At 60.5% G+C, this 17,640-nt stretch carries 12 protein-coding genes; 1 reads left to right on the top strand and 11 read right to left on the bottom strand.

Going from position 1 to position 17,640, the window contains the following annotated elements:
• Window positions 1–21: 21 nt before the first annotated feature.
• The 7 genes from ACP26L_RS11275 to ACP26L_RS11245 form a co-directional block, all read right to left on the bottom strand.
• Window positions 22–1,638, bottom strand: a complete 1,617-nt coding sequence (locus ACP26L_RS11275; protein ID WP_426452610.1) for a response regulator transcription factor — start codon at window positions 1,636–1,638, stop codon at window positions 22–24.
• A gap of 95 nt (window positions 1,639–1,733) precedes the next feature.
• Window positions 1,734–3,038 carry an ABC transporter substrate-binding protein gene (locus ACP26L_RS11270; RefSeq protein ID WP_426452609.1) on the bottom strand — a complete coding sequence of 435 codons (1,305 nt, stop codon included), beginning with the start codon at window positions 3,036–3,038 and terminating at the stop codon, window positions 1,734–1,736.
• Window positions 3,039–3,152: 114 nt separating this feature from the next.
• Window positions 3,153–4,904 carry a cache domain-containing sensor histidine kinase gene (locus ACP26L_RS11265; protein ID WP_426454904.1) on the bottom strand — a complete coding sequence of 584 codons (1,752 nt, stop codon included), beginning with the start codon at window positions 4,902–4,904 and terminating at the stop codon, window positions 3,153–3,155.
• A 169-nt stretch (window positions 4,905–5,073) separates the two neighbouring features.
• Window positions 5,074–5,904 carry a carbohydrate ABC transporter permease gene (locus tag ACP26L_RS11260; protein WP_426452608.1) on the bottom strand — a complete coding sequence of 277 codons (831 nt, stop codon included), beginning with the start codon at window positions 5,902–5,904 and terminating at the stop codon, window positions 5,074–5,076.
• Complete coding sequence (locus ACP26L_RS11255) at window positions 5,901–6,866, bottom strand: carbohydrate ABC transporter permease (protein ID WP_426452607.1); 966 nt, start codon at window positions 6,864–6,866, stop codon at window positions 5,901–5,903. Before ACP26L_RS11255 ends, ACP26L_RS11260 begins: the two co-directional genes overlap by 4 nt.
• Window positions 6,867–8,054: 1,188 nt before the next feature.
• Window positions 8,055–10,142, bottom strand: a complete 2,088-nt coding sequence (locus tag ACP26L_RS11250; protein ID WP_426452606.1) for an alpha-glucuronidase family glycosyl hydrolase — start codon at window positions 10,140–10,142, stop codon at window positions 8,055–8,057.
• Entirely contained in the window at window positions 10,139–12,298 is a 2,160-nt protein-coding gene (locus tag ACP26L_RS11245; protein ID WP_426452605.1) for a glycoside hydrolase family 52 protein, read from the bottom strand. Before ACP26L_RS11245 ends, ACP26L_RS11250 begins: the two co-directional genes overlap by 4 nt.
• A 457-nt stretch (window positions 12,299–12,755) precedes the next feature.
• Here ACP26L_RS11245 and ACP26L_RS11240 point away from each other — a divergent pair, with 457 nt between their 5' ends.
• Window positions 12,756–13,676, top strand: coding sequence for a helix-turn-helix domain-containing protein (locus ACP26L_RS11240; protein ID WP_426452604.1), 921 nt, complete (start codon window positions 12,756–12,758; stop codon window positions 13,674–13,676).
• A gap of 207 nt (window positions 13,677–13,883) precedes the next feature.
• Here the strand turns inward: ACP26L_RS11240 and ACP26L_RS11235 are convergent, their stop codons facing one another.
• The 4 genes from ACP26L_RS11235 to ACP26L_RS11220 are packed head-to-tail and all read right to left on the bottom strand — an operon-like array spanning window position 13,884 to window position 17,276.
• Window positions 13,884–14,681, bottom strand: a complete 798-nt coding sequence (locus ACP26L_RS11235) for a Nif3-like dinuclear metal center hexameric protein (RefSeq protein WP_426452603.1) — start codon at window positions 14,679–14,681, stop codon at window positions 13,884–13,886.
• 8 nt (window positions 14,682–14,689) lie between these two features.
• Window positions 14,690–15,538, bottom strand: a complete 849-nt coding sequence (locus ACP26L_RS11230) for an SDR family oxidoreductase (RefSeq protein WP_426452602.1) — start codon at window positions 15,536–15,538, stop codon at window positions 14,690–14,692.
• Window positions 15,538–16,611: a mannonate dehydratase gene (gene uxuA, locus ACP26L_RS11225; RefSeq protein WP_426452601.1), complete on the bottom strand. Its 1,074-nt coding sequence runs from the start codon at window positions 16,609–16,611 to the stop codon at window positions 15,538–15,540. Before uxuA ends, ACP26L_RS11230 begins: the two co-directional genes overlap by 1 nt.
• Window positions 16,612–16,628: 17 nt before the next feature.
• On the bottom strand, window positions 16,629–17,276 hold the full coding sequence (locus ACP26L_RS11220) for a GntR family transcriptional regulator (protein WP_426452600.1): 648 nt from the start codon (window positions 17,274–17,276) through the stop codon (window positions 16,629–16,631).
• Between the last annotated feature and the right edge of the window lie 364 nt (window positions 17,277–17,640).

Raw genomic sequence — 17,640 nt, 5'->3', positions numbered from 1 at the left:
TATGGTACCGCCGCCGCTTGCTTACTTGACCAATTCCGTCGGATTCATGCCGGTGAACTTCTTGAAGAGCGTGCTGAAATACGGCACATTCTTGTAACCGACCTTCTCCGCCACTTCGTACACGAGCATGTTTCTCTCCAGGAGCAGCTCCCTCGCCTTCTCAATCCGGACACGCGCCAGATAGGAGTTGAAGGCTTCGCCGGTCACATTCTTGAAGATGATCGCCAGGTAGTTCCGCGAGATGAGCAGCTTGTCCGCCAGCTCTCCCAGCGTGATGTCCTCGGCATAATGCTCATGGATATAGCCTACCATGAATTCGACCGCTTTGCGGTGTTTTCCGCTGCCCTTCAGCTCCCGGCTCGAGCAGATCACGGAGATTTTATCCTTGAGCCACTCGGCCAGCTGCCCGGGTTTCGTAAGTCCCGCCTTCTCTTTGGCAATCTGCCCGCCCCCGAACAGGTCGTCGAGCACCTGGCCGGTCTCGTACAGGGTATACGCCAAAATGCCCCACAGCTCGCCCGCCAGCATCTGCAGATCGCCGGGAGTGAGGTCTCCCCGCTCTTCGAGCTGACGCATATAATCGTCCACGATCCCCTGTGCCTGCTGGAGCTGAGAACTCTTGATCGCCCCGGCCAGCTCCAGGTAGAACTTCACCGGCCGCATCCTGACCGGCTGCACGCCGCTCTTCCCGGCGGCTCCGCTGCCATACAGCTCATACCCCGGCGCCATGCGCTCTTCCTGCAGGTCGATGGCCCGGAAGGCTTCCTCCGTGGAGTCCGGAATGTCGGGCCAATGCTCCTTGACGGTCCCGACTCCCACGCGGATCACGAGCTTGAGATAGCCCCCGACACAGTCGATCAGCCGCGTACCAAGGCGCTCAAGCCGCTGCTGCACCCCCTCCGCACTCTCCCCCTTCTGCGGATGAATGACGAGCGCCGAGCGGGTGCTGTGCAGGTCCGTATACTCGAACGCTGCGAACAGATCTCCCGCGATCTCCGAGGCGATATTACTGATCGCAAAGCGGAACAGGTTCCAGTCGGTGAGCGAAACTTCGCTGGCACGGAAGTCGCGGACGACGTCGATCCCGACGACCACATGCTCCCGCTCCGTCCAGAAGCGGTACGCCGGCGGAAGCATCCCCTCCTGGTGATAGAAGCTGTCGAGCGTACCGGCGGCGGCGGACTTCACCCATTCCTTCTGGATGAAGGGCTCATAGACCGCCAGCTTCTGCTCCAGCTCCTCCTGCCGGCTCCGCTGCTCTTCCCCCTTCAGCTCCTCGATGACTTTGCCAAGAATGGTCTTCAGCGTCGGGATGCTGACCGGCTTCGACAGATAGTCGCTGACATTCAGCCGCAGTGCCTGCCGGGCGTACTCAAAGTCGGAATACCCGCTCAGGATAATGACCTTGCCGTGAAAATCCCGCTCCCGCAGCTTCTCGATCATCTCGAGCCCGTTCATGACCGGCATATAGATATCGGTAATCACGATATCCGGGTCGTGGGAGTGGATCATGTGAAGCCCTTCCTCTCCGTTCAGGGCTTCGCCCGCCCACTCGGAATTGAGCTCCTCCCAGGGGATGGCACGTTTCATCCCTTCCAGTACATTCCGGTCATCATCAATAATCGCGATCTTCCACATCCGGTCATCCCCCTCTGCATGCCGGAACCCGGACAGGATCTGTCCGGGCTGCGGCGTGTTCTTATCCTACCTGCCTGATGCTTACTGCCGATCCTTTATTTCTCATAGTTTTGCGCGCTCTTCTTCAGCTGATCGAAGGCGGCCTCCGGCGACAGCTTGCCGAAGCTGAGCTGGTCGCGGACCAGCGGCCAATCCTTGTCGATGAAGTTCGTCCATCCCTTCGCGCCCGGCGTATAGGTCTGTCCGTCCTTCTCCGTGGCGTGCAGCAGCGCCAGACCGATCTTGTCCGTCTCGCTCATGTCCGATTCCAGCGAAGCGGCGATGTCCTTGTTCACCGGAAGGCCGCGGACCGTCTTCAGAATTTTGCCGGCCTCCGGATCGTTCACGAACCAGTTCACGAACTTCTTGGCCTCTTCCGCGTTCTTCGAGTGGGCGGAGACGCCGAAGAACATCGAAGGCTTCAGCCAGCCGCCGGCCTCTTTCCCGCGCGGCATCGTCACGAGAGCGTAGGCGCCTTTCTTGAGGCTGTCCCAAGCCCCGTAGTTGTTGGAGAAGCTCAGGCGGAAAATAATTTTGCCCGACACCATCAGGTCCATCGTCGGGTCGAATTCCTTATCCGACGCATTGAGATCCGCCGGCGGAACAATCCCTTCCTGGCGGAGCTCGGCGAACTTCCTCGTCCACTCGAGGAACGCCTCCTGGTCAAGATTGAACTTGCCGTCGTTCGTAATGATCGTTCCTTTGCCCTTGCTGTACTGGTAGGCGCTGTAAGCGAAGTAATCACCGGCGAAGTCCTTTGTGAAGTATTGGCCCTTCGGCAGCTTGCCTTTGGTTTCCTTCGCCATCGCGAAGAAATCGTCCCAGGTCCAGCCATCCTTCGGAGCGGCAATGCCCACCTTGTCGAGCGCAGCCTTGTCGTAGATCATGCCGTAAGCGACGGAGCCGAGCGGCACGGCCACCTGCTTGCCGCCGGCCTGCCCTCCGGAGAGCACCTTCGGGTCCACCTTGGCGAGATCGACCTCCGGCGTCAGTGTCGCCAGCTGGCTGCGCGCCGCCCAGTCCGAGATCCACCCCGGATCCAGCTGGAAGATATCCGGCGCATTGTTCGACGCCGCCTGCGTGGACAGCTTGTCCAGATACCCGTCCATCCCGGAGAACTCCGGCTCGAAGGTCACGTTCGGATGCTGCTTCGTGTATAGGTCAAGCACCGCCTTCGTCGCATCGTGGCGCTCTGCCGAGCCCCACCACATGATGCGCAGCTTCACTTTGCCGTCACCTGCCGCTGCGGCTCCGCTGCCGCTTCCTTCCGTGTTCGTGCCTGCTCCGCTGCTGCAAGCCGCGAGAGAGCCGGCGAGCGCTCCGACGAGCAGGACGTGTAGAGAACGTTTCCATTTCATCATGCTATCGATCCCCCTGCATTGTATGATAGATGCCGTACGATTATCGTACCAAGACCGATTCTCCTTGGGTATAAGAGAGATGCACAATCTCCTTCAAAATATACGAAGGATGCGTCACGGTTCGGCCGGTCGCTCGGGGGCCGGAGGCTGAGGCAGCTCGGGAATGCGGACCGTCACCCGGGTCCCCCCCTCCTCCCGGTCCTCCAGCATGACCCCGAAGCCTTCGCCGAAGTAGCCGAGCAGCCGCTCTCTGACGTTGCGGATGCCATAGCCCCCGGTCGGGCGCTGCGGCCGGTCCTCCGCCTTCCCGCGGAGCCCGCAGCCGTTGTCCTCGATCCGGACCGTAATGATGCCGCCGTCAAGGGCCAGGCTCAGCCGGATCCGGCCCTCGCGCCGGCCGTGGAAGCCATGGGTGACCGAGTTCTCGATAAACGGCTGCAGCGTAAGCTTCGGGATGTAGAGCGCCTTGAGCTCGGACGGCACCTCGATCTCATACTCCAGGCCGCTGCCCCAGCGCAGCTGCTGGATCTCCAGGTAGCTCTCGACATGCAGGAGCTCGTCGCCGATGGAGATGAAGCTGCTGCCGTTCGACAGCCCGATCCGGAACATCCGGCCCATGAGCTCCAGGATTCGGCTCATCCCCCCCTGTCCCGCCGCAATCGCCATCCAGTTCAGCTGGTCCAGCGTGTTGTACAGGAAGTGGGGATTGATATTGGCCTGCAGCGCCTCAATCTCGGCCTGCCGCTGCAGCTCGTAGCGGCGCTGCAGCGAGAGGTACAGCTCTTCGATCCGCTCGTTCTGCTTGCGGTAGCCGGAGAACAGCACGCCGAACTCGTTGCGGTAATCCTCCGGCAGCTCGGTCTTCTGGCGTCCGGGTGTGTAGGAGCCCATCGCCGAGAGGAGCAGCTTGATCGGCTTCGTGAACTGGCGGCTGAGCCAGTGGGTGAGCAGCAGCGTCAGGACGACCGCCGCCACGCCGATCAGGGCGATCACCTCCGCGAGGCGGTAGCTGCCGGCCGAGATGCGGCTCCAGGGCGTTACCTCCACGATCGTCCAGTGCGTGTCCGGCGACTTCGAGTAGACGAGCAGGGTATCGGCGGCTTTCGGTCCGGTCTTCAGGCGCGCATACCCCGACTCCTTCTGCGCAGGGTCCAGCCAGCCGGAGGGGATCGCTTCCAGGGGAATATCCCCGGACTTCAGCAGCGGGCTGCCGCTGTCGTCCAGCATGACCCGGTTCGCCTCCTCCGCGTGGCCTGCCAGCATGGCCCGGATCGTATCCGCCTTCACGTGAATGATCAAGACGCCGAGCCTCCGGCTGTCCGTCGTCATCACGTTCCGGGAGAAGCTGAGCACGGCCACGTCGCCCTGGACGCTCGGGACCGTATGCTCGGAGGACCAGGCGTAATCGTTGGTCTTCATCACCTCGAACCATACCTCCCCCGGCGCCTGCGACAGGTCCCGAAACTGGATATAGTTCTTCGGATCCCCTATCACCGGACGGTCCATGTACAGGTCGATCCCCTGGATCAGCGGGATCGAGTAGGTGAGGTTGGCCAGAGTCTGGGCCACCTTCTTCGACTGCTGCAGCCGCTCGAACCCGTCCTGCCGTTCGGTCAGGAACGAGATCAGCTCGCCGTCCCGGGAGGTCGACAGCGAGATCTGCTCGACCGTCACGAGCCGGGCGGCAATCTCATTGTTGAGCTCCCCCAGCAGCTGCTGCTGATAATAGGACGTTGTCGTCGCCAGCTCCTTGGAAGAAATCCGGAAGCTGGCGACCGCAGTAATGGCCAGCACGGCGATGATCAGTGCAGCGAAGCTGCGAAAGAACAACCGGTCGACCCGGTATTGTTTGAACGGATTGGTCATAGCTGTGATCACCCGCCTATGCGTCAAGACTCCTTAAGATAGACGGCAATTCATCCTCAACGGACGAGCCTTGGCTAATGCCCCGGATGCAGACAAAAGGCAAAGCAGCGAAAACCCCGCCGCTTCGCCGCTTTGCCCTTGCCGTCTTCGGATAACCTTTTTACTCATGTTAGCCCTTAATCCCCGAGGTTGCAATGCCTTCCACAAAATACCGCTGCAGGAACATGAACATCAGGGTCGCCGGTACGATCGAGACCAGGGACATCGCCAGGAGCTGGCCCCACTGCTGGCCCGCCTGGGAATCGTTGATCATCCGGATCGCCAGACCTACCGTGTACTTATCGACTGAGTTCAGATAGAGCAGGTGGCCGAGGAAGTCGTCCCAGTTCCACAGGAAGCAGAAGATTGTGACGGTCACGATCGCCGGCTTCATCAGCGGCATGATGATCCGCAGGTAGATGCCGAACCAGGAGCAGCCGTCCATTTTGGCCGATTCGTCAAGCTCTCTCGGAATCCCCCGGACGAACTGCACGAGCAGGAAGACGAAGAAGGTGCCGCCGGCCCCGCCCGCCAGCAAATGCGGCACGATGAACGGAAGGTACGTGTTCACCCAGCCGAGCTGGTGGAACATCGCATACTGCGGGATGATGAGCACCTGGCCGGGGAGCATCAGCGTCAGCATGAGCAGCGAGAACCAGAACCGCTTCAGCGGAAAATCAAGCCGTCCGAAGCCAAACGCGACGAGTGTGCTAGAGAGCAGTGTCGCGATCAGCACCGCAATCTCCAGAGTGAACGTGTTCACGTAGAACTCGGTGAAGGAGTGCCCCGGCACGGAGTACCAGCCGTCCGTGAAGTTGCTCCACTTCGGCTCGGCCGGGAAGAGATTCGGCGAGCTCAGCTCGCTGTTCGACTTGAGTGAGGCGCCGATCCACCAGATCACCGGATACACCATGATCAGGCTGAACAAAATCATGAAAGCATGCCGTGCCACGTTCTTCATGCGCCCTTCCTCCCCCCGGCTTCGCCTTCGTAGAACACCCAGTATTTGGACGTGGCCGCCACCGTCACCGAGACGGCGACGATCATCAGCAGCATGACCCACGCCAGTGCCGACGCATAGCCGAGCTGGTAGGAGCTGAACGCCCGCTCATACAGATACATCGCGTACACCATCGTTGAGTTCATCGGACCGCCGTTCGTGATGACGAAGGCCGAGGTGAACATCTGGAACGCATTGATGATCCCCATCACAAGATTGAAGTACAGCGTCGGGGAGAGCATCGGGAGCGTGATCTTCCGGAACTGCATCCACCGGCTCGCGCCGTCCACCGAAGAAGCTTCGTACAGATCCTTCGGAATCTGCTTCAGCCCGGCCAGGAAGATGACCATCGAGGAACCGAACTGCCACACCGTGAGCAGAATGAGCGACCAGAGGGCGGTATCCGGATTCGTGATCCAGCCCCGGCCTTCGATGCCGAAGAGCGCCAGTACGCTGTTGAAGAAGCCGTCGACGCCAAACATGTTGCGCCACAGCAGCGACACCGCGATGCTGCCCCCGATGAGCGAGGGGAAGTAAATCGCCGTCCGGTATGCGGAGATGCCGCGTACCGCCTTGTTCAGAATCACGGCTACGAGCAGCGCCGCGATCAGCTTCAGCGGAACGGAAGCGAGCACATAGAGGAACGTTACTTTTACGGACTGCGTGAACTTCTCGTCGATGGTGAAGATGCGCTCATAGTTGCGGAGGCCCACCCACTGGATCGGCTCCATCAGCGTATAGTCGGTGAAGGAGTAATACAGGGACAGAATCATCGGATAAGCGGTCAGCCCGATAAAGCCGAGCAGCCATGGCATGATGAACAAATAGCCCGCAATCGGAGCGTCCCAGCGTTTCAGGAACGATCCGCGTTTTTTCTGGAGGCCGGAAGCGGCCTGGATAGCCGGACCTGCAGCACGGTTCATACGATCACCTCTCGTTTGGTTTCGCTTGCGCTTGTTACCTTCATTATAGAGAGTGCAGGCGCAGTGCTAAATGAGGGCAATCCTCGAATTCTTTTAAAAAATAAGAAAACCCCCTAATTGGGGGGGCTTTATGATCTCTGCGTGCCAGTCCATACGGTAGGTACCGGGTGTGGAAGGGGTATGGGGTTCCAACCGATCTTGAAGTCGTGTTGGAAAGGACACGATGTTCAAAGGCGGCCCGTAAAATTTCCAGCCCACCATTCCCTCTCCCTCTCTCATCTACCTCTGCGTGGCTCTACTGAACCCAAAGTAAAAGTAGGGCGGAAGACAAGCCCCGCTCTGACTTTTTATTAATTGTAACCCCACTGGTCAGAGGTGTTTTTCGAAGAAGTATATTCGCGGTTTAGCTGAAGGTTATCAACATTTTAAAATAGCGGAAATGAGATGCCTTATTGCGGTATTTCCCTTGGTTTCCCGCGGATTAGCGGAACTCAGGTATCTTATGTGCCTGAAAATCGAGGGATTCTCCCCTTCTGGGCTCAAATAGCGAACCTCAGTTCCGCTAATCCGATGCCGATCACTATTATCCCGGCAATAGCGCACTTCAGTTCCGCTATGTGCCAAGATAACCGACATACCTCCCTTGCTGCTTGTGCGAACGGGCAAGGAACGAGCCGTTTGCTTCACAAGTTATAATGAGCAGGTAAGGAGCGGGCCTTGGGCCATCACAAGTTACAACGAACGGGCAAGGACCAGGCTGTTTGCCGTCACAAGTTACAACGTGCGGGCAAGGAACGGGCTGTTGTCATCAGAAGTTACATGAACGAGCAAGGACGGGCCGTTTGCCGTCACAAGTTACAACGTGCGGGCAAGGAACGGGCTGTTGTCACCAGAAGTTACATGAACGAGCAAGGACGGGCTCTCTGCCGTCACAAGTTACAATGAGCGCGGGGGATAGGCCCGCCGCTGATGACTCCCCCTGTGGAGTGCACTTCTCGTTCATGTAATCGCTTCCGCCATCCATGTCTCTCCTGCTCGCACAGACGCTTCGAGAAGGCAAAGGGTACTTCCGTACCTGCCTTTACTTTTACCGGCTCCCTTGCGGCCCGGGGAGCAGCTTCACCCATCCAACCTGCGTACGGCTTCACGACTCCATGTACCGCAAGAACCATCAAGCTCCGTGTCGGATCAATAAATCGTGCGACCCTGCTCATCCGCGATCCCGCTCTTGCGGAAGAAGTAGGTGTTGATGATGTCCCGCCACTCCCGGGCGTGCTCAACCTGGTGGGTGAGACGCTCGGCCACCTGCCCGTGCAGCTCCTCGTCCATGGTACCGGCAAGGCCAGCCCATGCTTCCTTCAGCCGGTCCGCACGCTCCACGCCTTCGAAGTGCGTGTCATAGATGTGCTGAATGACGGTTTTGCCCGAATGCAGCTTGTGCGTGTACGGCACGTGATGGAAGAACAGCAGCAGCTCGTCCGGGCAGTCGGCCAGCGACTCGTAGACCTCGGCGTTGCGTCCCTTGTACTGTGCAGTGTACCCCGTTCCGGAGGCCACGGTGCGGTCCACGCCGATCCCTTGACAGTCGGCAAAGTGGTACGTGCCCCATTTCGAATATTCGTAGCCGTCCACATTCGGCCCGTAGTGGTGGTCGGGATTGACCATCCAGCCCACGCCGAGCGGCGCCGTATACGACTCGTAGATGCTCCAGGAATCCATGAGCATCCCCAGCACGGTACGGACGACCTGCTCATCGGGGCCGAACGTCTGCCGGATCCACTCTCCGGCAATCTCTTCGGCGGACAGCTCGGGATTCCAGGCCAGCCGGCCGAAGCCGTACAGATTCGCCTGTGCCAGCAGATGCCCGGTCCAGTTCGTATCATCGCCGATGTTGGAGACCGCCGCGAATCCGCTGTGGCGGCTGCCGAGCAGCGAGCCGTCCACGATCCGCTTCACCGGGGAGCCCTCGCCCTTCGCATACGTATCGAAGTCGAGCACTTCCTTCCACTGCGGCACCAGGTAGCAGAGATGGCGCTGCTGTCCCGTATATTCCTGGGTGATCTGGAATTCGATGACCTGGTTCGTCTCCTCCAGCCCGCCGAAGAGCGGGGAGGCCGGCTCCCGCACCTGGAAGTCCATCGGGCCGTTCTTGATCTGCAGGATGACGTTGTCCAGGAAACGGCCGTCCAGCGGCATGAAGTGATCGTAAGCCGCACGTGCCCTGTCCGTCTGGCGGTCGCGCCAGTCCTGCTTGCAGTTATACACGAAGCAGCGCCAGATCACCAGGCCACCGTAAGGCTGCAGGGCCTCCGCGAGCATGTTGGAGCCATCTGCGTGATCGCGCCCGTAGGTGAACGGGCCCGGGCGGTTCTCGGAATCCGCCTTCACAAGGAAGCCGCCGAAGTCCGGGATGGCGGCATACACTTCTGCCGCCGTGCTTTTCCACCACGCGCGAACCTCCGGATCGAGCGGATCTGCCGTGGACAGGCCGCCGATCTCGAGCGGGCTCGCATAGTTAATGCTGAGGAACAGCTTGATCGCATACGCGCGGAAGACCTCCGCTATCTTGGCGACTTCCGGAAGGAATTCCTTCGTGAGCAGCTGGGTTTCGTACCGGTGCACGTTCACGTTGTTGATCGCAATGGCGTTGATCCCCGTCGAAGCGAGCAGGCGGGCATAATCGCGGATGCGGTCCAGGTTCTCCGTGATCCGGTTGTTCTCGTAGAAAATGGACTTCCCGGCATAGCCCCGTTCGATGCTGCCGTCCATGTTGTCCCACTGGTTGATCATGCGCAGCCCGTTCACCGGGTTCTCCACGGCATTCAACTCCTCCGGCGCCGCCCCGGTACGGAGCAGGCGCAGAAGATGGAACACGCCGTACAGTACACCGGCGGGCGTCTTGGCGCCTACAACGATGCGGCGCCGCTCCCGGTCGGCGCGGATGATGAAGCCCTCCGCCCCCGTCACGGCTGCGGCGGCATCCGGGCCGAGCGCTTCATCCAGCAGCGCACTGCTGCCGAATGTGCCGAGGAGCACGCCGCTTCCGGATGCCCCTTCCCCGGCCGCCTGAATCACGGACGGCTCCACGCCGTATAATCCTACTGCCGCTCTGCACCACTCCGCACGAGCGGAGTCGATCGCTTCATGCTGTTCGGTGACGCTAACCGTGCCGAACCAGTCCCAGGCTCCTTCGATTGCCCCTTTTCCTGTTCCTGCCTGGGTTCCAAGCCACGCGTCATAGCCCGCAGCCTGATCTCCCTTCCTATGTGCTGTCATCTTGCCACTCCTCCTGCTTCTGCCGCTTGGATCAAGCGATTGCCTTTCTTTTCATATAGCCATAGAATCGCGGTAACGCCGCGTGGATAATATTTGCTGCCGATAATCTCCCCGGAGAGGATCTGGTCGCTCCAACACCAGTAGGACAGCTGCGGATGGAGCAGCCAGTTCACGTGCGCCTCGTCGGCCTTCGCCCCGCGCTCGTCCCAAGTAACGCCGAGAATCGTTCTGGCGATGAACTGGCACAGGTAGCTTTTGCTGAGCCAAGAGTTATTGCTAGTCGACGACAGCTTCCAGGCGCCGTCCTCGAACAGGCACACGCCCGGAGCGAGCACGGTCTCCAGGTGCTTCGTGAGCGCCTGGATGTACGTACCGAAGCGTCCCTGGGGATCGAGCGCATCCCCGCAGCCCGTGAAGTGAGGGAACACAAGACCCTCGATCGCAGGGATGATCCGGGAATCGTTGTTCTCGCCGATCACAGCCGGAATATTGCCGTCATCCGTCAGCTCGGCGGCGATCGTCGAAGCGCAGCGCTCCGCCTGCTGCCCCGCCTCCCGGGAGAGCTCGCCGAGCCCTTCGCGCGCGAACAGCTTCTCGAGCCCGACATAGACCGCCCAGCACTTGCCGGCGAGGTAGATGTTGTTGCGCGATTGGCCGAGCGACACGTCCAGGCTGTCGTAGGTCGAGATCTCCGCGCCGCCCTGCGTGCGGGTGCTGTCGAGGCCCATCAGCCCGTTGCGCTTCTCCGCTTCGGGATGATCCCGGTGCAGCATGCTCTCGAAGCACTGCCGGATAACCCCAAGCTGCTTCGCCGTGAACTCGCGGTCCTGCGTCTGCTCGATGTAGACGAGTGCGCAGCACAGCCAGTTGACAAGCTCCTCGTGGCTCATGTAGGAGAAGCAGTCGCTGATGCCGGCCAGCTCGTAAGCGGAATACTGCGGGCGGGAGAACACATTGGCCACGCCCATATCGTGCGTGAACGTCAGGCCGCCCGGATATTCCGTCTCATTGCCGGGGAAGCGCACCTTATCCTCGTAGCTGTACCGGTTCACGAACAGCTCGAGCTCATTGCGCACCGTCCACGGGTTCAGGATGAGCTCATAGTACAGCTGGTCCGCCGTCAGATCCAGCGTGTTCATCATGCGGTACTCGCCTTCGTTCACGACCCAGATCGCCTGGCCCGAGGCATCCAGCAGCTGGGTGCTGCCGTAGTAGCTGTGGATCGCATGGTCCAGCATGAACCGCTGGTCCGGGGACAGCGCCTCGGCGCCGATCCACTCGTCGGCTGCGGTGCAGGACGCCGTCAGGTCGGAGAAACGGTCCAGCGCATAACCGGCCACTTCCTCTATGGAGTGGAAAAAGCGTGTGTAGTAATAGAACGCGTCGATCCCCGACGTGACCAGCCCTCCGCGGTAGAAGCATACCGCAAAACGATAGGTGCGCTTCTCCCCGGGAGGCACTTCCATCAGCAGCGCGCCCGTGCCGCCGAGCCCGAAGGCGTAATTGTGCGGGAGCTTCGTCTCCAGGATGCGCTCTAGCGAGAAGCCGAGCGCGCTGATCACGCCTTCATCCTTCGTGGCAATCGCGGTGGACCTTCCTTGCCCGATACCGGTCAGCCCGCCCTGCCCCATGTCGTCGAGACGCCGCATCGCACTGTAAGGGTCACTGCCCTCGTAGCCGAAGAAACCCCGGCGCGCGGTGGTGCCCTGTGTGTTATCGAGCGTCAATTCGGCGAAAACAGCCGGCACGATCGCTTCCTTGAGCAGGACGGGGTCCCCGGTCCCCGGCTCAGGCACGGAGCGGACCGGCGAATACACGCGGAACGTCAGGTCTCCCGCCCGCCACGTATCCGTTCCCGTCCTGAACTCCCGTGAGATCGAGCTCTCCCCGAAGGAGATCAGGCCGCTCGCCTTACCCTTTTCTCCCGCTTTCTCCACGTCATAGCGAGCGCTTGCATCCTCGACCTCTTCATAGAACGGCAGCGCCTCATAATATCCCCCGCTGCGGGACTCGAAGCCGATATAGATGTTCTCGTCGGCCGGCTTGCCGAGCTCGAGGCCCAGTCCGCCGCGCTTGCCGCGGAATCCTAATGTAAAACTGGCAAAAGCGCCGATCGGTGCATGATGCGCGTTAAAAAACAGGTTGGTATTCGACATCGCTGTGTTCCTCCCTCAATGTGCCGGAGCTTTCCGCCGGATCTGTCAGTTTAGGTCCATCCTAGCACAGCCTTCTTGAGTGAAACCATTGTCAAATCGAGCAGTAATTTACCCAAATCGGGCCAGTATGCTATACTGGAACGCAAATAGAGTAAACGCATACATGAATGACATCTGCCGAAACTAAAGAGCCGGCAGAAGCGAAGGAACCAACTGAAATGAAAGAACCAACTGAAACGTTGGACAATCAGCCACTCCCAGACCGTGCGTACGCTGCAAATGCTCACAGCTTACAGCTGCCTCAGAGACGATGCAGTCAGCACGGACATCGCAGTGATTCGCACATCTGCCTGCAGACCGAGTGGAACCCACAATGATTCTCGCATCAGCGTGCAGATCGAGTAGACATCACAAAGATTCGCACATTACCGCAAACCCTGCAAAGGAGCAACCATCCATGGCCGGCTCGTATCCCCCGCCCTCTCTCGGGCACATCATCGACGAAGTCCTCCTTCCCGATGTCAATACCACGATCAACCTGTTCGGGATTCACCTGCGCCGGGTGAGCGGAAGCTGGGATTACCCGATGCATGAGCATTCCCAATTCGAGATCAATTACCTGCTCGAAGGGGAGCAGCTCATGAAAGTAGAGGGCGCTGCGCTGCACCAGCAGGCCGGCGACCTCATGGTGATCCGCCCCGGTCAGACGCATGCCAGCCGGAGCGCGAACGGGCAGCCGTTCACGTATTTCTGTATCCACTTCAGCATCGACGATCCGCTGTTCCTGTCCATGCTGGGGCGTCTGCAGCAGACGCTGTTCCACCGGGACAGCCCGCTGACCCGGCAGGTCGAACCCCTGCTCGCCAGGCTGATCGGGATCACCCGCCTCGCCGGCACAGCGACGATGGCCCAGCGGATGCGGCTGCACTCGGCGATCTTCGATCTGTTCGGCGCCTTGTGGGAGGCGGTATCCCAGGAAGCGGACACGCTGGCCGCCTCGTACGAGAAGGCTGAGCTCGCCCACCAGATCCGCAGCCGCCTGCAGGGGCTCGCCAGCCAGCACTTCAAGCAGGGCATCCCGCTCGAGCGCCACTACGGCATCGACGACATCGCCGCCGAGCTCGGGATCAGCACGTCCCACTGCTCCCGCGTCTTCCGCCAGGTGTACGGCACCGCCCCCCGGGCGTATTTGTCGGAGCTTGTGCTCCAGGAAGCGAAGGTGCTCCTGTCGAACTCCCTGCTCTCCGTCGAGCAGATCTCCTCCGTGCTGGGGTACAAGGACATCGCCCACTTCAGCCGCCAGTTCAAGCGGTGGACGGGGAGCTCCCCGAGCGGGTACCGGAGGCAGCACGCCCAAGTGGAGGAGGAGTCGACTTGAGATAACGGCTTATGCCGTCCTTTTTAGGTCGATGCGCGTTTATTAAAATGGCAGAAACGGGCTAGAGCGAGTAATCCCTTCAGATTTTAATAAAAGAGACTCTCCAAGCTGATTTGGAGAGCCCCGAAAAACACAGGGGACAGCGGCTTGCCACGGCCGTACCGTTCGCCGGTCATGCCTCCCCCTTGTCAGTCTCCAAGTACGGCGCTACACCACCTGGAACACCGGCTTATCCGCGAGGAAGTACACAGGCACTTCAGGGAACCTGCGCCGCAGAAGCTCCGCCAGGTACCGCATGCCGGGCTCTTCGCTCTCCGCATGGCCGAGCATGATCAGCCCCTTGGGCCTTCCCTGGTGGACCGCATCCCGGACGTACTCGGGCGTTTCCCACTCCGGCCCTTCGCCGGCAATGATCAGATCGACCTGCCCCTTCCCGAACAGCGGGATCGCACTGCTCCCTCCGCCCCGGTAGCCGGCCAGCAGGCCAATCCGCGTACACGGTGTGGACAGGTCCCCACTCACCCGGACGAAGGAAAGGCCGAGCCGGTTTTTGACATAGGCGGCCGCCTCCCCGACCGTCAGGGCGGGAACCTCGACGATGGAAGCGGCAGGGAGGTCCTCCACGACATACTTCTCCCAGCCGAGGCTCTGCAGCAGGCCGGTCATAATCCCGTCCGGCCGGTACCGGTGCCAATAATCATGGAAGCGGTAGATCGCCAGGCCCGACGCCTCGATCCACTGCCGTTTCTCCAGATACACGGGATCCCGTTCGAGGAAGTCGGCCGGGTCATGGTGGCTGTAATACGCCCCTTCATGGGCGACCACCAGATTGGCCCCCAGGGCAGCCGCCTGCTCCAAGACGTGCTGCGTCGGCATGAAAGCCGTAACGATGCCGGTCACCACCATATCCGGACGTCCGGATTTGAGGGTGTCGACCGTCTTCTCAAGGAGGCCAACAGGCTCTTCCAGCACTCGGATGACCTCTCTTACCGTCAGCTGCGTCATCGCTGCACTCACACTCCCGCGTAGGCCATGAACCCGCCGTCCACGGGCACAGTGATGCCGGTGACGAACCCGGACATGCTGTCGTCGGCCAGCCAGATCAGCGTGCCGATCAGATCGTCCGGCCGGCCGAACCGGCGCATCGGGGTGTGCGTGATGATCTTGTGGGAGCGCTCGGTGAGCGAGCCGTCCTCGTTCGTCAGGAGCCTGCGGTTCTGCTCCGTCAGGAAAAAGCCCGGCGCGATCGCGTTCACACGGATGCCGACGTCGGCCATATGCACGGCGAGCCACTGGGTGAAGTTGTTGATCGCCGCCTTCGCCGCACTGTAGGCCGGCACCTTCGTCATCGGGCTCGGCGCGCTCATCGAGGAGATGTTGATCACCACAGCGCCGGGCTTGTTAATCATCTGCTTCGCAAACACCTGCGTCGGGATCAGCGTCCCCAAGAAGTTCAGGTTGAACACGAAACCGAAGCCCTCGTCTGTCAGGTCGAAGAAGGTCGTGATCTCCTTGTTGAGCAGATCCTCCGGCTTCAGTGTCTCATTCGTCGTGCTGCCCTTCGGGTGATTGCCGCCGGCCCCGTTGATCAGAATGTCGCACGGCCCTAGCTTCTCGCTGATAGTATCCGCCGCCGCCTTCACGCTCTCCGTGCTCAGAACATCACAAGCGACGGCCAACGCTTCGCCTCCCGCCTCGCGGATCCGCTGCGCGACCGCCTCTCCCTTCTCCACCGTGCGGTTCAGGATCGCCACCTTAACCCCATGGCGTCCGAGCTCCTCCGCCATCGCGGAGCAGAGCACTCCGCTCCCCCCCGTCACGACGGCGACTTTTCCCTGCAGATTCGTATGCACCGGTATCATCAGGCACTCTCCTTCGCATTTCGTTCCAGGGCGTCCCATACCCCCCACAAATACATGATCCCCAGCGCCCGGTCATACAGCCCATAGCCCGGACGGCACTGCTCATCCCAGATATGGCGTCCGTGATCCGGTCTAGCGTAGCCGGTGAACCCGTTCTCATGGTACGCCCGGACAATATCCACAATATCCACGGTGCCGTCGCAGGCCCGGTGGGACGTCTCGATAAAATCGCCGTTCTCATACACCTTCACGTTGCGGATGTGCGCGAATGGAATGCGGTCCGCGAACTCCCGGACCATCGCCGGAATGTCATTTGCCGGATTGGCTCCGAGCGAGCCGCTGCACAGCGTAAGCCCGTTGGACGGGCTGTCGACCAGCTTCAGCAGCCTCCGGAAGTTCTCCCGGCCGGTCATGATTCTCGGCAGGCCGAAGATCGGCCACGGCGGATCGTCCGGATGAATCGCCATCCGGATGTCGTGCTGCTCGGCCGCCGGGATCACCCGCTCGAGGAAGTACTGGAGGTTGGTCCATAGATCCTCCTCCGATACTTCCTTGTAGGCGTCGAAGAGCGGGGCCAGCCTGCGCAGCCGCTCCGGCTCCCAGCCGGGCATCGTGAAGTCGGGGTTCAGCGCGATTTTGCTCACAAGCTCCTGGGGATTCATCTCTTCCACCTTGGCCTTCTCGTAGAACAGGGCCGTCGATCCGTCCTCATGCGCCTTGAACAGATCGGTGCGGATCCAATCGAAGACGGGCATGAAATTGTAGCAGATCGTCTTCACACCAACCTTCGCCAGCTTCTCGATCGTCCGAATGTAGTTGTCGATATACCCATCCCGCGTGGGCAGGCCCAGCTTGATGTCTTCATGCACGTTGACGCTCTCGACGACCTCCAGGTGAAGCCCGTATTCTTCCACCTGCCGCCGGTAAGCCTCAATTTTGTCCATCGGCCATTCTTCGCCGACCGGCACATCATGCAGTGCCCAGACGATGCCTTCGACACCGGGAATCTGCTTGATCTGCTTCAGGGAGACCGTATCGTTGCCTTCCCCGTACCATCGGAACACCATTCTCATCGCTCAAGTCCCCTTTGTTATTCCTGAAAATAGTCCGGATAAACGCTTCGCAGCTCGGGCAGCTCGACATCCAGCTTGCCCAGATGATGCTCGAGCCGCTCGGCCACAAGTGCCTCGTCGCCCTGCTCGACCGCCTCCAGCAGGCCTAGATGCTCCTCGATCATCTGCGGCATGTAGTGGTACTGCCGGAGAGCCAGGCACCGCAGCCGGTTCAGGTGCCCCCGCATCTGGGTGATCACCTGCTGCAGGGTCGCATTGCCTGTGACGCCGATCACGGCCTGGTGGAACGCTTCGTCGAGCTGCAGGAACCGCGCCGCATCCCCAGCCTCCGCCGCTTCACGCTGCCTCCCGAGCAGCTCCTCCGCCACGGCCTTGACGCCCCCGTGCTCGCCGGGATCCCACAGCCTCGCAGCGAGCTGGAACGCGCCGAGCTCAAGCTGCTCGCGGATGAACCGCGCCTCGGCCACCTTGCGCACGGAGATTCGGGCGATCCGGGTCCCCCGCTGCGGCAGCACCTCCAGCAGCCCTTCGCTGACGAGCAGCCGGATCGCCTCGCGGATCGGCGTACGGCTGACGCCGAGCTCTTCGACGAGCTCGTTCTCGTAGATCATGCTCCCGGGTATGAGCCGCAGCGACACGATGTCTTCGCGGATGGCCTCATACACCCCCTGCGATTTGCGCTGGGCTGAGCCTTCCGAAGTTACGTCTGGAATGGGTATCCCCTTCCTTTCTTCGTATGGGATAGCGCTGCTGCGCCCCCTGCTTGTATACAAGATACTAGATAGAGTTATTGTACCCGCTCACCATCTTGTATACAAGTATAAATTTGCACAGTACATTCCCACCCCTTGGTATGCAAAAAGCCCCCCGGCGTCAGCAACAGAGGGAGGATTTGCTATTGGAACAGCCACCGAATGGGGAGATCGATGTGCTGACCAGTTTATACCATGGAAGTCATGCGACATATGTTAAGGGTGGATTTTGCTGTGAAAAATGAAAAGCCCTTATCCGAAATAACCGGCAATGGCC

Origin of the sequence: Paenibacillus sp. S-38 (assembly GCF_049942825.1) — a bacterium.
Classification (GTDB): Bacteria; Bacillota; Bacilli; order Paenibacillales; family NBRC-103111; genus Paenibacillus_G.
Note: the sequence above shows the minus strand (reverse complement) of the source record. Positions and strands in the feature narration are given on the sequence as shown.

Excerpts from the sequence above, each read along its gene's own strand:
- ACP26L_RS11275 (WP_426452610.1), bottom strand. The coding sequence starts at position 1,638 with ATGTGGAAGATCGCGATTATTGATGATGACCGGAATGTACTGGAAGGG.
- uxuA (WP_426452601.1), bottom strand. The coding sequence starts at position 16,611 with ATGAGAATGGTGTTCCGATGGTACGGGGAAGGCAACGATACGGTCTCC.
- ACP26L_RS11230 (WP_426452602.1), bottom strand. The coding sequence starts at position 15,538 with ATGATACCGGTGCATACGAATCTGCAGGGAAAAGTCGCCGTCGTGACG.
- ACP26L_RS11260 (WP_426452608.1), bottom strand. The coding sequence starts at position 5,904 with ATGAAGAACGTGGCACGGCATGCTTTCATGATTTTGTTCAGCCTGATC.
- ACP26L_RS11250 (WP_426452606.1), bottom strand. The coding sequence starts at position 10,142 with ATGACAGCACATAGGAAGGGAGATCAGGCTGCGGGCTATGACGCGTGG.
- ACP26L_RS11255 (WP_426452607.1), bottom strand. The coding sequence starts at position 6,866 with ATGAACCGTGCTGCAGGTCCGGCTATCCAGGCCGCTTCCGGCCTCCAG.
- ACP26L_RS11270 (WP_426452609.1), bottom strand. The coding sequence starts at position 3,038 with ATGATGAAATGGAAACGTTCTCTACACGTCCTGCTCGTCGGAGCGCTC.
- ACP26L_RS11265 (WP_426454904.1), bottom strand. The coding sequence starts at position 4,904 with ATGACCAATCCGTTCAAACAATACCGGGTCGACCGGTTGTTCTTTCGC.
- ACP26L_RS11245 (WP_426452605.1), bottom strand. The coding sequence starts at position 12,298 with ATGTCGAATACCAACCTGTTTTTTAACGCGCATCATGCACCGATCGGC.
- ACP26L_RS11240 (WP_426452604.1), top strand. The coding sequence starts at position 12,756 with ATGGCCGGCTCGTATCCCCCGCCCTCTCTCGGGCACATCATCGACGAA.
- ACP26L_RS11235 (WP_426452603.1), bottom strand. The coding sequence starts at position 14,681 with ATGACGCAGCTGACGGTAAGAGAGGTCATCCGAGTGCTGGAAGAGCCT.